Raw genomic sequence first — 13,696 nt, 5'->3', positions numbered from 1 at the left:
TACCACTGCGACAGGCAGGGGCTCCCCCTGCATTCACCGGAAGCGCCGACGACGATCGACTCCGTCGCACGACGCACCTGAAGCGACTATGGTACTGCGCGCCAATCGCGCTGCCCAGTCCTCTCGTCATCCTTGAGACACCATCCGGCAGCGAACGATCCCGTACGCCGCACACGAAAACGCCCCGACAGCGCGGCTGTCGGGGCGTCGACTCGAATTCTGGTGGGTCGTGTAGGATTCGAACCTACGACCAATTGGTTAAAAGCCAACTGCTCTACCAACTGAGCTAACGACCCTTGATACGCCCGAAGGCGTCAAGGCGGCGAGAGTGGTGGGTCGTGTAGGATTCGAACCTACGACCAATTGGTTAAAAGCCAACTGCTCTACCAACTGAGCTAACGACCCGCCGCCGGATCGTCGGAGCCGCTACCGAAGACCGGGAGCGGATGGTGGGTCGTGTAGGATTCGAACCTACGACCAATTGGTTAAAAGCCAACTGCTCTACCAACTGAGCTAACGACCCGTCCGACAGGGCGCACATAATACTTTCCGTGCTTCGTCGTGGCAAGGCTTTTCTTTGCCGATTCAGCGCTTAACGCGAACGCGGGGCACCGCCTGGCTTACGCATCGCCCGCACCGGACGACGCTTACGCTTGTCGCGGCTCCAGCGGTTCTGCTCCTCGGGGGTCAGGCTCGGCACCTTGCGCGGCTCGAGGCCGGCCATCGTCGACAGATCGTCGATCTCTTCCTGGCTGAGCTCGACCCACTCACCGGCCTTGGCGCGCTTGTCGAGAAAGATGTTGCCGTAGCGCACGCGCTTGAGACGGCTCACAGTCAGTCCCTGGGATTCCCACAGACGGCGCACCTCGCGGTTGCGGCCTTCCATGATCACCACGTGGAACCAGGTGTTAATGCCTTCCCCGCCGAACTCCTGGACATCGGTAAAGCGCGCCGGGCCGTCCTCGAGCATCACGCCCTCGACCATGTTGACGACGTGCTCACGCTGGACGTGGCCCATCACCCGCACGGCATATTCGCGCTCGATCTGGGTCGAGGGGTGCATCAGGCGGTTGGCCAGTTCGCCGTCGGTGGTGAACAGCAGCAGGCCGCTGGTGTTGATGTCGAGCCGGCCGATGGCGATCCAGCGCTCGCCCTTGAGTCGCGGCAGGCGCTCGAAGACGGTGTGGCGCCCTTCCGGGTCCTTGCGCGTACACAGCTCGCCCTCGGGCTTGTTGTACATGATCACCCGGCGCGGCACCTCGGCGTCGGCGCGGAGGTTCACCGGGTTGTCATCGAAGCTCACCCGGTCGCGGACCTCGACGCGATCGCCGAGCTTGGCGACTTCGCCGTTGACCTTGACGCGTCCGGCGCTGATCGCGGTTTCCATTTCGCGGCGCGAGCCCAGCCCGGCGCGAGCGAGGACCTTCTGGAGTTTCTCGGTGGTGCTGTTCATGAATCGGATGAGGTCTCGTTGGAGGAGTGTTCCGCGCTGTCGCCGTCGTCGGCATCGCCCTGGGTGGCGGTACCGTCGCGCCGGCGGGCGCGTTCGGCCAGACGGGCTTCGAGATCGGCGAAGCTCAGGCCCGGCCGCGTTGACGCCGTCCCGGCGTGTGTCGTGTCGTCGGCCATCCCGGCCGTCGGGTCGTGCATGGTACCTGCGACATCGGGCGCTGTCTCGGGTCTCTCGTTCTCGTCGGCAGTCGGCGCTGTCTCGGGTCTCTCATCTTCGCCCGAGGCGTCGTCGCCCGCCCCGCCTTCAGCATAGTCCGTCGCATAGCCTGGGTCGGCTTCTGGCGGGTGTTCCTCTACAGATACCGCGGTGTCCGGCGCGGCGACGCCCGTCTCCTCATCGACCTCAAAACCCTGCAGTTCGTGCATCGGCGGCAGCGCATCGAGGGTCCTGAGGCCGAAATCGTCGAGGAACTGACGGGTCGTGGCGTAGACCGCCGGCCGCCCGGGCACGTCGCGATGGCCGACCACCCGAATCCAGCCACGTTCGCTCAGGGTGCGCATGATCGAGCCGCTCACCGACACGCCGCGCACCTCCTCGATGTCGCCACGGGTCACCGGCTGGCGATAGGCGATCAGCGCCAGCGTCTCGAGCAGCGCCCGCGAGTAGCGCTGCGGACGTTCGTCCCACAGCCGCGAGACCCACGGCGACAGACGCTGGCGGATGCGCATCTGATACCCTGAGGCGGATTCGATCAACTCCAGCGCGGAACTCTCGAGCCGCGCCTCGAGCTCACCGAGCGCGTCACGCAGATCGCGACGTGGCGGCCGTTCGTGATCGTCGAAGAGCCCCTCGAGCCGGTCCAGCGAGAGTGGCTCGCCGGCGGCGAGCAGTGCCGCCTCGAGGATCTCGTCGAGTCGCGATCCGCTCATCAGGGCTCCTCCTCGAAGGCGCTTTCGCCACCGTCGTCGTCGGCGGCGAGATCCGCCTCGCCTCCCGCCACCTGGCGCGCACGCACGTGGATCGGCGACAGCGGCGCATTCTGGACAATCTCGATCATCGCCTCCTTGGCCAGTTCGAGGATCGCCATGAAGGTTACCACCACCCCGGCACGGCCCTCCTCGAGGGAGAACAGCGACTCGAAGGTCACGAAACGCTCGCCGGCAAGACGATCCATGATCCGCAGCATGCGCTCGCGCGTGGAGAGCACCTCGCGGCTGATGGTGTGCGTCTGGTTGAGCTCGGCGCGCTTGAGGATCCCCGAGAGCGCGTGGAGCAGTTCGTCGAGTTCGACGTCAGGGTGCACGACGCGCGTCTCCAGCGACGGCAGCGCGGCCTGGGCGGGGAACCAGTCGCGCCCTTGGCGCGGCAGCTCGTCGAGCGATTCGGCAGCGAGCTTGAGGCGCTCGTACTCCTGCAGGCGGCGGATCAGCTCCGCGCGCGGGTCTTCCTCGTCGTCCTCGGCGTCGCCCTTCGGCGGGCGCGGCAGCAGGGTGCGCGACTTGATCTCGGCGAGCATCGCAGCCATCAGCAGGTACTCGCCGGCCAGATCGATCTCCAGCGCCTTCATCAGCTCGACGTACTCGATGTACTGATGGGTGATCGCCGCCACGTCGATCGACAGGATGTCGAGGTTCTGGCGACGAATCAGATAGAGCAACAGATCGAGCGGACCCTCGAAGGTTTCGAGGAAGACCCGCAGCGCCTCCGGCGGGATGTAGAGGTCTTCCGGCAGCTCGTGCAGCGGCTCGCCGGCGACCAGGGCCATGACCGCGCCGAAACTGCCGGCCGAGGCCGGTGTCATGTCGTTGCCCTGCTGGGTGTCCATTACCGCACGTCCACACTGCTCGCTCGTCAAAGCCGGCAGTCTATCAACGCCGGCGGCCGGAAACACCATTTGCCCCACACAGATGAGCCGACTTGAAAGCCGTTTTGCCGGCTACCTACGCTGAGACAGGTAGGCAAATGACTCGCCTGCCCAGATTACCGGAAAGAGCCACCGGAAAGAGCTACCGGAAAAAGGAGTTTTCCATGGACACTTCATTGCAACGCCACAAGCTCACCGCCGCACTCCCGACTCTCGCCACTCTGGCCGTCGCCGGCACGCTCGGCCTGGGCCAGGGCTGGGCGGCATCGAGCGATTCGCCGTCGCAGCAAGACGACGACGCCGCGCAGAGCATCAGCGCGACCAACAACGCCCAGGCCAGCGCCACCGGCGTCCAGGCCGAGGAAACCAAGACCGCCTACTATGCCGCGGGCGTGCTGCAAAGCCAGCTCCAGCAGAGCCAGGACCAGCAGATCCCCAAGACGCTGATCAACGATGCCCGCTGTATCGGCGTCTTTCCGGCCGTGCTCAAGGTCGGCGTGGTCTTCGCCGGCGCGCATGGCGACGGCATGGTCAGTTGCCGCGACGAATCGGGCGGCTGGGAGCAGTCCGCGCCGGTGTTCTTCAGTGTCAGTTCCGGCAGCGTCGGCGCCCAGGCCGGGGCCAAGACCAGCGAGCTCATCGTGCTGTTCAGCGACGAGAAGAGCGTCAAGGAACTCAGCGACGGTAGCTTCAAGTTCGGTGCCGATGTCGGCGTCGTCGCCGGGCCGGTCGGAACCCACGCCGAGGTCACCACCCAGCCCGCCAAGGTGGTCGCCTATCAAATGAGCGAGACCGGCGCCTTCGCCGGCGCCCAGCTGCAGGGAACGGTCATCCAGGCCAACAACGATGCCATCCACTACGTCTATGGCAACCTGCAGGATCCCGCGAAGCTGTTGACCCACTCAACCCAAGTGCCGGACAACCTCGCGATCTTCAACCAAGCGCTCGAGGATGTCGCGCCGCAAAGCCAGTATCAGTCGTCCGACAAGGGCTGATCACGCGATTCCAGGCGTGCAACGGAGCGGGCTTTCGCAGGCCGTGTCAAAACGGCTTGCCGGAGGTCACGCAATCGCCCCGCAGAAGCGGGGCGATTGCGTGGCAACCTTGTCGATGTCACATCGATAGAGATCCCGGCCTCAGACCGAGGCCCGACTCAGCCGGGTCATCAGCGTCTCGACCCCGATATGCCGTATCAGCCGCTTCAGGTTGTACGCCAGTACCGCCAGGCTGATCTCTCCCCGGGCTTTGTCGAGCCCGCGCACCAGCAGACGACCGGCGTTCCCCATCAGCGTGTCCTTGAGCGTGCCGAAGGGATGCTCGACGGTGGCGCGGCGACGTGACATCGCCTTGGGGTCGTCTGTCAGGCGCTGTCGCGACGTCTCGAAGGCGCTTTCATACTGATGGCGTGTGACGGTTCGCCAACGCCCCGCCGTACAGCGTGGCTTGAGGGAACAGCCGGCACAGGCCGAAGGGTTGGCATAGTGAAGGACTTTCTGGGACCGATTGCGTTGTTTCAGCGGCAGCCAGTGATCGGCCGGACAGCGGTAGGCATCCCGGGCCGGATCATAATGAAAGGCATCGGCCTGATAGAGCTGGCCGCCCCCCTGGTTGTTGACGGTCCGCCGAGGCGGGATGTGACACGCGACGTGGCGGTCCTCGCAGTGCTGCTGCTGTTCGCCGTTGGAGTAGCCGGCATCGGCCAGTAGCGCGATCGGGTCTGTCTCCAGTGCCGCTTGTGCTGCGTCCGCCATGGGCCGCAACTGGCGGCTGTCATCGCCGTCCTGCACCGTCTCATGGTGCACGATCAGATGGGTGTCGGTATCCACCACCGTTTGCAGGTTATACGCGGTCCGGCTTCCCTGCGGTGAGCGCATGAGCCGGGCCTCGGGCTCACCGGTGACGTGATGCTGGATCCCGAGTCGTTCCATGCGCTCACGGTTGTCCCGGGTCTGGTCACGCAGGGCCTTGAGCCGTTCGAGTGATCGCCGACGTTGACCCTCGTCGGGCCCATCCCGGTGCGCTTCCTCGCGGTCGGTCTCGTCGAGGCCTTCCAGCCAGGCGTCGATACGCGCATTCAATGCTTGCTCTTCACGGGCCAGTGACTGTCGACTCACCACGCGCTTCTTGCTGGCCACGGCCCCGAACTTGCTGCCATCGATGGCCACTTCGCGGCTCGCCAGCCAACCGGCGTCACGACAGAAACGCACGAAGTGACGGCACAGCTGACGAAACGCGTGCGGATGCTTGCGCCGAAACTCGGCGATGGTCTTGAAGTCGGGAGTCAGCCGATTGAGCAGCCACATCAGCTCGATGTTGCGCTGACATTCGCGTTCCAAGCGGCGTGACGAGCGGATCTGCTGAAGATAGCCGTACAGGTAGAGGCGAAGCATATCCGCGGGATGGTAGCCCGGCCGCCCGGTGGCGGCGGGTCGAGCCCGTTCGAAGCCCAGGGCATCGAGATCGAGGGAATCGACATAGAGGTCGATAACGCGCACGAGGTGCTCGTCGGGGATCAGGTCATCGAGGGAAGGGGGCAGCAGGTCGAGCTGCTCGCGAGACTCGCCGGTGATATAGCGTGCCATGATGAAAACTGCCCATCAGGAAACCTGATGGGCAGTGTGCCAACCGAGGCAGTGTTTTAACACAGCCTGTTCGGGCCCGCTTTTTTCGTGATTCTGATTCATTCGACGGAACCGGCCTTGCGATAGCGTCCCGTATAGTCGAAGAGTTTCTCGCGCACCTGCCAGTAACGGCCCACGCGCCGACCGACCACGAAATCCGGCGCCTTGAGTCGCTGCTCGCCGGCGATCACCGCCTCGGGCGACGCCGGATCCCAGTTGGTCCCCGGTGCGCGCAGATGGCGGCGCAGGAAGGCCGCGGCGAAGGCGCGACGCTGAGCCGGAGTCTCGAGCGCGAACCACTCGTCGAGCGTGATGCCATCCTCGTCATGGTAGGTGACGCGGAGTCTCGGCAGGCCCCGGCCGTTGACAGTGGCGGCCAATTGCATGCCGGAAACCCGCAGCACCCGCGCATCCTTGAGCCGCAGCGCCTGCTTGAGCTTGTCGTCGGGGTCGACCAGGCGCTCACCGCAGCCATGACAGGCCCGCGCGGCGATATCGTTCTCGGCACCGCACCGCTCGCAGGTCTTGAAGCGAAAGCGGAACGCACATTGCTCCATCGCTGCCGGTTTTGACGTTGTGCTTTTAGCGCGGTTTCGGGCGCTATCAACAAGCCCCTGGCAGCGCCGGCCGTAATGCTCGATGACCAGGTCGCCGTCGCGCTTGCCCCAGAACAGGTTGGCGTGGCCACACTCGGGGCATTCGACCTGCACCGGCTCGGCGTCGGAATCGGGCCGCGGCGCGCCCACCTCCGGCGCATAGAGATCCCAGGGGTTACCGGCGTAGTCAAGGATCAGACAATCCGCCTTGCCCGGCGCCAGACGCAGGCCGCGGCCGACGATCTGCTGGTACAGGCTCACCGACTCGGTGGGCCGCAGGATGGCGATCAGATCGACATGGGGCGCGTCGAAGCCGGTGGTCAGCACCGCGACGTTGACCAGGTACTTGAGCTGCCCGGCCTTGAAAGCCTCGATGATCTGCGTGCGCTCACGCGAAGGGGTCGCGCCGGTGACCAGCGCCGCCTCGGCCTCGGGCAGGTACCCCAGAATCTCCTCGGCATGGGCCACCGTGGCGGCGAAGATCATCACCCCACGCCGCTCGCGGGCGCGCTCGACGATCTCGGCGATGATTGTCGGTGTCGCCCGATGGCCGCTGACCACGCGGTTGAGGTCCTCCTCGGCGAAGACCCCGCGCGAATTGGGCGCGAGCCGCGAGAAGTCGTAACGCTCGACGGCGGCATCGATGCGCCGCGGCTCGGCGAGATAGCCCTGCTTGACCATCAGTCGCAGCGGCTGCTCGAACACGCAGTCGCGAAAGAAGCAGTCCGCCTCGCCACGCACCATGCCGTGGTGGTGGCGGTGGTAGATGAAACCCTGCCCCAGGCGATACGGCGTGGCGGTCAGGCCCAGCACCTTGAGGCGTGGATTGGCGCGCCGGAAATGCGCGATCACCCGCCGGTAGCTGGCGTCCTTCTCCGGCGAGACGCGATGGCATTCGTCGATCACCAGCAGCGTGAAATCGCCGGCGCCGAAGGCCTCGAGGTTGCGCACCACCGACTGCACCGAGCCGAACACCACCTGGCGCTCGGCCTCCTTGCGGCCCAGTCCGGCGCTGAAGATGTCGGCCTCGAGGCCATAGGCGCGATACTTGGCGTGATTCTGCTCGACCAGCTCGCGCACATGGGCCAGCACCAGCACCCGCCCCCGCGCCAAACGCGCCAGTTCGGCGATCACCAGCGACTTGCCGCTGCCGGTGGGCAGCACGACCACCGCCGGCTCGTCGCCGCTGCGAAAGTGCTCGACCACCCGGGCCACGGCTTGGCGCTGGTAGGGACGCAGCGTCGGCGGCGTCAGGGACGTTGTATCGGAAATGGGGGTCATGGCAGGCGTCGTGCGGGGTGGCGAACGGCCGCCCATGGTAAAGCATGGCCCGTTGCGACGCAGCGCCACCCCACGCCGCTCCTACCCATAAAAACATTCATCGATAATAAGGTCCTGACATATTGAAACTATCAAACAGCCCCTTGCGCGACGCCCTGGTGCACCCCCGCCAACGGCGCACCGCAACCCGGCACCCCCTTTCTGGAAAACTTCCCGTTGCCGAACAAGGCACTGGTGACGGACGGCGCGGTATCGACGCCGTTCCCGGCACCAACCTTGTGCGCGACATGGCCGATCACCCTCGGCATCCACCGAGGCGGCGGGTTGACGCGTCGGCCTTTTTGATCCAATAAATATATTTATTCGCATAAATACAAAGACAGGCACTCCATGACCGCGGAACCGACGCGCCGCCGCAAGCTGGCCGACATCATCGGCGAAGACATCAAGCGCGAGATCGTCACCGCCCAGTTGCAGCCGGGCGACAGGCTGCCCAACGAGAAGGCGCTGATGACCCACTACGGCTGCGCCAAGGCCACCATTCGCGAGACCCTCAAGGTGCTCGAGGTGGAGGGTCTGGTCACGCTGAAGACCGGCCCGGGCGGGGGCGCCTTCATCAAGGCCCCCACCACCGACCCCGCCAGCCGCGCCCTGCGCAACTTCCTGCATTTCCAGCACCTCGATGGCAGCCAGGTCTACCAGTTGCGACGCCTGGCCGAGGTCGAGATGGCCGTCTCTGTCATCGGCCAGCTGACCACGCAGGACTTCGCCGCACTCGAGGCCAACATCGAGCGCTGCCGGGAGCCTCACGACGGCGATGAAGGCCACCGCCACCATCGCATGCTGGAACTCGAGTTCCACAACATCCTGGCGCGCGCCTGCCCCAATCCACTGCTGCGCTTCCTGTGCGGTTTCCTCAACGACCTGCTGCGCGACCTGGTGGTGCTGAAGAAGGCCTACAAGCCGGAGCGCAAGCAGTTCGACCAGGCCAACATCGACTATCACGTCGAGCTGGTCGCGGCCCTGCGCGAGCGGGACGTCCTGCGGGTACGCGAGTTGATGCACGACCACATGTGCGATGCCGAACACCACATGACGGCCCTCGAAGGCCAGGTCGCCGACCAGTTCCTGGTCAACCCCCGCCAGGGGCTGCTGATTCCGGGCTAGGATCCGACGCCCCGGTCCATCACTGCAACGACAACGACAATCACCGCGAGGTTCATGATGCGACGCGACACTCTGCTTTCCACCACCCTGCTGGCCGCCACCCTCGGTCTCGGCCTGGCGGCCGGCCCGACCCAGGCCCAGGACGAGACGCCGATCACCGTCTACGGCGTCAAATCCCTGTCCGGCGGCAATGCCAGCTACGGCAAATATGCCGAGATGGGCTCCAAGCTGGCGATCGACGAGATGTCCGCCAAGCTGGGCCGTCAGATCGACTATGTCTCCATCGACACCGAGGGCAACGCCGGGCGTGCCGTGCGCAAGGTCCAGGAAGCGATCGAGCAGGACGGTGCACGCCTCTTCAATGGCGCGACGCTGTCCTCGACCGCGCTGGCGGTAGGCAAGGAAGTCAACGAGGCCGGCGGCGTCTTCATGACGCCGGCCGGCGCCGACGAGATCACCGGCAGCGAGTGCAACCCGGCCACCTTCCGCTGGTCGGTGCCCACCTACGGGGCGATCCAGCAGACGCTGGTGCCCTACATCGACAGTCACCCCGACGCCAAGCGCTTCTATACCATCACCCCACAGTACGTGTTCGGCGAGGCGCTGCTGCGCAATGCCAAGCAGGTCTTCGCGGACAAGGGCGTCGAGCACGTCGGCAACAGCTACCATTCGCTGCAGGAGCAGGAGTTTTCCGGCTATCTGACCAATGCCATGGCCGCCAATCCCGACGTACTGGTGCTGCTCAACTTCGGCTCGCAATCCTCGAATGCCCTGCGCCAGGCGATCAACTTCGGGCTCAACCAGCAGATGGATATCATCATGGTCTGGTCGTCCGGCCTGGAGCAGCTGCAGGAGCTGGGCAACGACAACATCGACGGTATCTATTTCGGCGCCCAATACTGGCATGAGGCCGACACCCCCGCCAACCGTGAGCTGGTGAAGAAGGTCGAGGAAGCCTACGGCATTACCCCCAACTACCCGCTGGCCGCCGACTACACCATGACCAAGACCCTGCTGCAGGCGGTGGCCGACAGCGGCGCGACGCAGGGCGAGACACTGATCCACGCCCTCGAGGGGCGCACCTACCAGGGCCCGACCGGCGAGGAGACGATTCGCGCCACCGACCACCAGGTGCTCAAGGACTACTACCTGCTCGAGGGTAAGGGTGCCGACGAGATGACCGACGACAGCGATTACGCCGACGTCGTCAGTTCCGGCCGATCATTCCTGCCGCCGGAGAAGAGCGGCTGCCAGATGTGATCGTTGCCACGGGGGCGACGCATGTCGCCCCCGTGGCCTGGCGTCAACCACTTCCGCTCCCGGCGAGGTGCCACCATGCTCAATGTCTATCTCTTCCAGACCCTGAACGGGCTGGGACTGGGGATGATCTACTTCCTGATCTCGGTCGGCCTGACCCTGATCTTCGGCCTGCTCAACTTCGTCAATTTCGCGCACGGCGCCTTCTTCCTGCTCGGCTCGTATCTCTGCTACACCACGGTCACCCTGACCGGCAACTTCTGGCTGTCGCTGCTGGTAGCGCCGCTGGTGGTGGGGCTGCTGGCCTGGTTGCTGGAGCGCAGCCTGATTCGCCGCATCTACCATCTGCCGCACACCTTTCAGATTCTGGTCACCCTGGGCATCGCGCTGATCATTCAGGAAGCGTCGATCATGCTCTGGGGGCCGGTGGGCAAGAGCGTGCCGACGCCGGATCTGCTGCGCGGCATCGTGCGGCTGGGCGACTTCGCCTACCCGCAGTACCGGCTGTTCCTGATCGGCTTCGCCGCCCTGGTTGCCGTGGCCCTCTGGCTGCTGCTGGAGCGCACGCGCTTCGGCGCCCTGGTACGCGCCGGGAGCGAATCCACCGAGACGGTGTCGCTGCTCGGCACCAATATCTTCCGCCTGTTCTCGATCACCTTCGCGCTGGGCGTGGCGCTGGCCGGACTGGCCGGCGTGCTCTCCGCGCCGCTGCGCGGTGCCAACCCCTTTCTTGGCCCGGAGATCCTCGGCGTGGCGTTCGTGGTGGTAGTGATCGGCGGCATGGGTTCGTTCGGCGGCGCACTGGCCGCCGGCCTGATGGTGGGCGTGGTGCAGAGCCTGATGGCCAGCCTGTGGCCGCAGGGATCGAGTCTGATGATTTATGCCGCAATGGCCGTGGTAATCCTGCTGCGGCCCTACGGCCTGTTCGGGAGGGCCTGAGATGACCCCCAAGCTCACTGCACCGGCGCGCGGCGACAACCGCCGCACCGGCAACGCGATCACCCGGCGGCGGCCGGCCGCGACGACCCTGGCCATGTTCGCGGTGGTCGTCGCGCTACCGCTGGTGGTGCCTTCGGCCACGCTGGCCTGCGAGATCCTGATCTTCGCCATGGCCGTGCTGGGCTGCAACCTGCTGCTCGGTTACACCGGCCTGCTTTCCTTCGGCCAGGCGATCTTCTTCGGCAGCGGCGCCTACGTGGCGGCCCTGGCCATGATCCACTGGCAGGTCGGATTGTTCACGGCGCTGCTGCTGGCGGTCGCCGCCGGGGGGCTTCTGGCCCTGCTGGTCGGCGCCCTGGCGATTCGCCGCAAGGGGATCTACTTCGTCATGCTGACCCTGGCCCTGACCCAGATGGCCTATTTCATCGCCTATACCCTGAGCGACTGGACGGGGGGCGACAACGGCCTGCTCGACGTACCGCGGCCGCCCGTGGCCCTCGGTGGCTTCACGCTGTTCGACCTCGAGACGCCGCTGGCCTTCTACAGCCTGGTGGCGGTGCTGTTCGTCCTCATCTACCTGGGCGCCCGGCGGGTCATCGACTCGGCATTCGGCAGTACCCTGCTGGCCATCCGCGAGAACGAGGCTCGCGCCGCCGCCGTGGGCTACGACACCCGCCACTTCAAGATCCTCGCCTTCACGCTGTCGGGCGCCGTCACCGGGCTCGCCGGGGCACTCTACGCCATGCTGCTCAACTTCGTGCCGCTGTCGAACATCGAGCTGCCGATGTCCGAGCAGATCCTGATCATGACCATCATCGGCGGCACCGGGTCACTGTTCGGCTCGCTGCTCGGCGCCGGCACCATCGTGATTCTGGGTGACCTGCTCTCCGCCCTCTGGCCGCGCTGGATGCTGCTGCTCGGTGTGGCATTGATCGCGGTGGTGATGTTCATGCGCGGCGGCCTGTGGGGCGGCCTCGAAGCACTGGGGCGCCGGCGCGCCGGCGCCTCACGCAAAACGCAGGAGGACGCATGACCACGCCATTGCTGGAAACCCGCGACCTGTCGCTGGCCTATGGGGCCTTCCGCGCCGTCGACGGGGTCGGGCTACGTATCCGCCCCGGAACCATCCACACCGTCATCGGCCCCAACGGCGCCGGCAAGACCAGCCTGTTCCACTGCCTGACCGGCGAGCGCCGCGCCAGCAGCGGGCGCATCCTGTTCGACGGTCGCGACATCACCCGCCGCCCCGCCCATGGCCGGGTGGCACTGGGCATGGCGCGCTCGTTCCAGATCACCAGCCTGTTCCAGAACCTGAGCGTTCGCGAGAACCTGCGCCTGGCCGCCCAGGGCACGGCCGGCTGGCGGGCCCTCAACTTCTGGCAGCGCCTGGACACCCACCGCCGTCATGCCGCCACCGCCGACGAGATGCTCGAGCGCCTGGCGCTCACCGAACGCGCCGAACTGCCGGCCGGCACCCTGTCGCATGGCCAGCAACGCATCCTCGAGGTGGGCATGGCGATGTGCGCGCGGCCACGCCTGCTGCTGCTCGACGAGCCGACCTCGGGCATGGGCGTCGACGACATTCCCACCATGACGCGCCTGATCGGCGAGCTGGGGCGCAATCACACCGTGCTGTTGATCGAGCACAACATGAGCATCGTCATGTCGATCAGCGACACCATCACCGTCATGAACCGCGGCCAAATCCTGATCGAGGGGCCGCCGCAATCGGTGCGCGAGGACGAGCGGGTGCGCACCGCCTATCTGGGGGAGGCCGCCTGATGCTCGAGGTCGACGACATCCACAGCTACTACGACAAGAGCCATGTGCTCGAGGGCGTCTCGCTCCACGTCCAGGCCGGCGAGCTGGTCACCCTGCTGGGGCGCAACGGCGCCGGCAAGACCACCACCCTCAAGAGCATCGTCGGCCTGGTGCCGCCGAGGCGCGGAACGGTACGTTTCGACGGGCGAGCCATCAACGGCCAGGAGCCGTTCCGCATCGCCCGACAAGGAGTCGCCCTGGTACCGGAACATCGCGGTATCTTCGGCCTGCTCAGCGTCGAGGAAAACCTCAAGATCGCCGCCCGGCGCAGCAGTCGCTGGCAACTCGCCGACATCTATCGCCTCTTCCCGCGACTCGAGGAACGTCGCCGCAACGGGGGCAACGCCCTCTCGGGTGGCGAGCAGCAGATGCTCGCCATCGCCCGGGCATTGATCAACGACCCGCACATCCTGCTGCTCGACGAACCCACCGAGGGCCTCGCCCCGGTGATCGTCGACGAGATCGTGCGCATCCTCCACGACATCCGTGCCCAGGGGCTGCCGGTGCTGCTGGTCGAACAGAACCTGCGGGTCTGCGAACAGCTCGCCGACCGCCACTACGTGCTCGAACAGGGACGTGTGGTCTATCACGGCAGCGCCCAGGCATTCCGCGACGATCCCGCGATCCGCGACCGCTTCCTGGCACTGAGTGCCTGAACGGCGCCGACCGGCGGCGCCCCCCTTCACCACCAAGGACA

Annotated in this window: 12 protein-coding genes and 3 tRNA genes; 7 read left to right on the top strand and 8 right to left on the bottom strand. The window is 65.9% G+C overall.

Going from position 1 to position 13,696, the window contains the following annotated elements:
- Positions 1–220 precede the first annotated feature (220 nt).
- From D0901_RS03795 to D0901_RS03770, 6 genes are all read right to left on the bottom strand, one after another.
- Positions 221–296, bottom strand: a tRNA-Lys gene (locus D0901_RS03795).
- Between the two features lie 33 nt (positions 297–329).
- Positions 330–405, bottom strand: a tRNA-Lys gene (locus tag D0901_RS03790).
- 42 nt (positions 406–447) lie between these two features.
- A tRNA-Lys gene (locus tag D0901_RS03785) sits at positions 448–523 on the bottom strand.
- Positions 524–592: 69 nt separating this feature from the next.
- A complete protein-coding gene (gene rluB / locus D0901_RS03780; protein ID WP_203234784.1) occupies positions 593–1,453 on the bottom strand; it encodes a 23S rRNA pseudouridine(2605) synthase RluB in 861 nt (286 codons plus the stop codon).
- Positions 1,450–2,382: an SMC-Scp complex subunit ScpB gene (scpB, locus tag D0901_RS03775; protein ID WP_129138962.1), complete on the bottom strand. Its 933-nt coding sequence runs from the start codon at positions 2,380–2,382 to the stop codon at positions 1,450–1,452. The genes rluB and scpB overlap by 4 nt, the downstream gene beginning before the upstream one ends.
- Entirely contained in the window at positions 2,382–3,254 is an 873-nt protein-coding gene (locus D0901_RS03770) for a segregation and condensation protein A (RefSeq protein ID WP_233440357.1), read from the bottom strand. The genes scpB and D0901_RS03770 overlap by 1 nt, the downstream gene beginning before the upstream one ends.
- A gap of 227 nt (positions 3,255–3,481) precedes the next feature.
- On the opposite strand from D0901_RS03770, the gene D0901_RS03765 reads away from it, so the two are divergent.
- Positions 3,482–4,312, top strand: coding sequence for a lipid-binding SYLF domain-containing protein (locus tag D0901_RS03765; RefSeq protein ID WP_162500816.1), 831 nt, complete (start codon positions 3,482–3,484; stop codon positions 4,310–4,312).
- 141 nt (positions 4,313–4,453) lie between these two features.
- On the opposite strand, the gene D0901_RS03760 is transcribed toward D0901_RS03765, so the two are convergent.
- Both D0901_RS03760 and radD read right to left on the bottom strand, forming a co-directional pair.
- Positions 4,454–5,899 carry an IS1182 family transposase gene (locus D0901_RS03760; protein ID WP_129138959.1) on the bottom strand — a complete coding sequence of 482 codons (1,446 nt, stop codon included), beginning with the start codon at positions 5,897–5,899 and terminating at the stop codon, positions 4,454–4,456.
- Positions 5,900–5,997: 98 nt separating this feature from the next.
- Positions 5,998–7,815 carry a DNA repair helicase RadD gene (gene radD / locus D0901_RS03755; RefSeq protein ID WP_129138958.1) on the bottom strand — a complete coding sequence of 606 codons (1,818 nt, stop codon included), beginning with the start codon at positions 7,813–7,815 and terminating at the stop codon, positions 5,998–6,000.
- Between the two features lie 390 nt (positions 7,816–8,205).
- On the opposite strand from radD, the gene D0901_RS03750 reads away from it, so the two are divergent.
- From D0901_RS03750 to D0901_RS03725, 6 genes are all read left to right on the top strand, one after another.
- On the top strand, positions 8,206–8,982 hold the full coding sequence (locus D0901_RS03750) for a FadR/GntR family transcriptional regulator (RefSeq protein WP_129138957.1): 777 nt from the start codon (positions 8,206–8,208) through the stop codon (positions 8,980–8,982).
- 57 nt (positions 8,983–9,039) lie between these two features.
- On the top strand, positions 9,040–10,242 hold the full coding sequence (locus tag D0901_RS03745) for an ABC transporter substrate-binding protein (RefSeq protein WP_129138956.1): 1,203 nt from the start codon (positions 9,040–9,042) through the stop codon (positions 10,240–10,242).
- 75 nt (positions 10,243–10,317) lie between these two features.
- A complete protein-coding gene (locus D0901_RS03740) occupies positions 10,318–11,178 on the top strand; it encodes a branched-chain amino acid ABC transporter permease (protein ID WP_129138955.1) in 861 nt (286 codons plus the stop codon).
- Position 11,179: 1 nt separating this feature from the next.
- Positions 11,180–12,211 carry a branched-chain amino acid ABC transporter permease gene (locus D0901_RS03735; protein WP_233440347.1) on the top strand — a complete coding sequence of 344 codons (1,032 nt, stop codon included), beginning with the start codon at positions 11,180–11,182 and terminating at the stop codon, positions 12,209–12,211.
- Entirely contained in the window at positions 12,208–12,960 is a 753-nt protein-coding gene (locus D0901_RS03730) for an ABC transporter ATP-binding protein (protein ID WP_129138954.1), read from the top strand. The genes D0901_RS03735 and D0901_RS03730 overlap by 4 nt, the downstream gene beginning before the upstream one ends.
- Positions 12,960–13,655, top strand: coding sequence for an ABC transporter ATP-binding protein (locus D0901_RS03725; protein ID WP_129138953.1), 696 nt, complete (start codon positions 12,960–12,962; stop codon positions 13,653–13,655). Before D0901_RS03730 ends, D0901_RS03725 begins: the two co-directional genes overlap by 1 nt.
- Positions 13,656–13,696: the final 41 nt, after the last annotated feature.

Source organism: Modicisalibacter coralii (assembly GCF_004117855.1).
Classification (GTDB): Bacteria; Pseudomonadota; Gammaproteobacteria; order Pseudomonadales; family Halomonadaceae; genus Modicisalibacter; species Modicisalibacter coralii.
This window is presented reverse-complemented; position numbering and strand designations above follow the sequence as displayed.

What these genes read in the sequence shown, in the direction of transcription:
- rluB (WP_203234784.1), bottom strand. Translation starts at nt 1,453, where the DNA reads ATGAACAGCACCACCGAGAAACTCCAGAAGGTCCTCGCTCGCGCCGGG.
- scpB (WP_129138962.1), bottom strand. Translation starts at nt 2,382, where the DNA reads ATGAGCGGATCGCGACTCGACGAGATCCTCGAGGCGGCACTGCTCGCC.
- D0901_RS03770 (WP_233440357.1), bottom strand. Translation starts at nt 3,254, where the DNA reads ATGACACCGGCCTCGGCCGGCAGTTTCGGCGCGGTCATGGCCCTGGTC.
- D0901_RS03765 (WP_162500816.1), top strand. Translation starts at nt 3,482, where the DNA reads ATGGACACTTCATTGCAACGCCACAAGCTCACCGCCGCACTCCCGACT.
- D0901_RS03760 (WP_129138959.1), bottom strand. Translation starts at nt 5,899, where the DNA reads ATGGCACGCTATATCACCGGCGAGTCTCGCGAGCAGCTCGACCTGCTG.
- radD (WP_129138958.1), bottom strand. Translation starts at nt 7,815, where the DNA reads ATGACCCCCATTTCCGATACAACGTCCCTGACGCCGCCGACGCTGCGT.
- D0901_RS03750 (WP_129138957.1), top strand. Translation starts at nt 8,206, where the DNA reads ATGACCGCGGAACCGACGCGCCGCCGCAAGCTGGCCGACATCATCGGC.
- D0901_RS03745 (WP_129138956.1), top strand. Translation starts at nt 9,040, where the DNA reads ATGCGACGCGACACTCTGCTTTCCACCACCCTGCTGGCCGCCACCCTC.
- D0901_RS03740 (WP_129138955.1), top strand. Translation starts at nt 10,318, where the DNA reads ATGCTCAATGTCTATCTCTTCCAGACCCTGAACGGGCTGGGACTGGGG.
- D0901_RS03735 (WP_233440347.1), top strand. Translation starts at nt 11,180, where the DNA reads ATGACCCCCAAGCTCACTGCACCGGCGCGCGGCGACAACCGCCGCACC.
- D0901_RS03730 (WP_129138954.1), top strand. Translation starts at nt 12,208, where the DNA reads ATGACCACGCCATTGCTGGAAACCCGCGACCTGTCGCTGGCCTATGGG.
- D0901_RS03725 (WP_129138953.1), top strand. Translation starts at nt 12,960, where the DNA reads ATGCTCGAGGTCGACGACATCCACAGCTACTACGACAAGAGCCATGTG.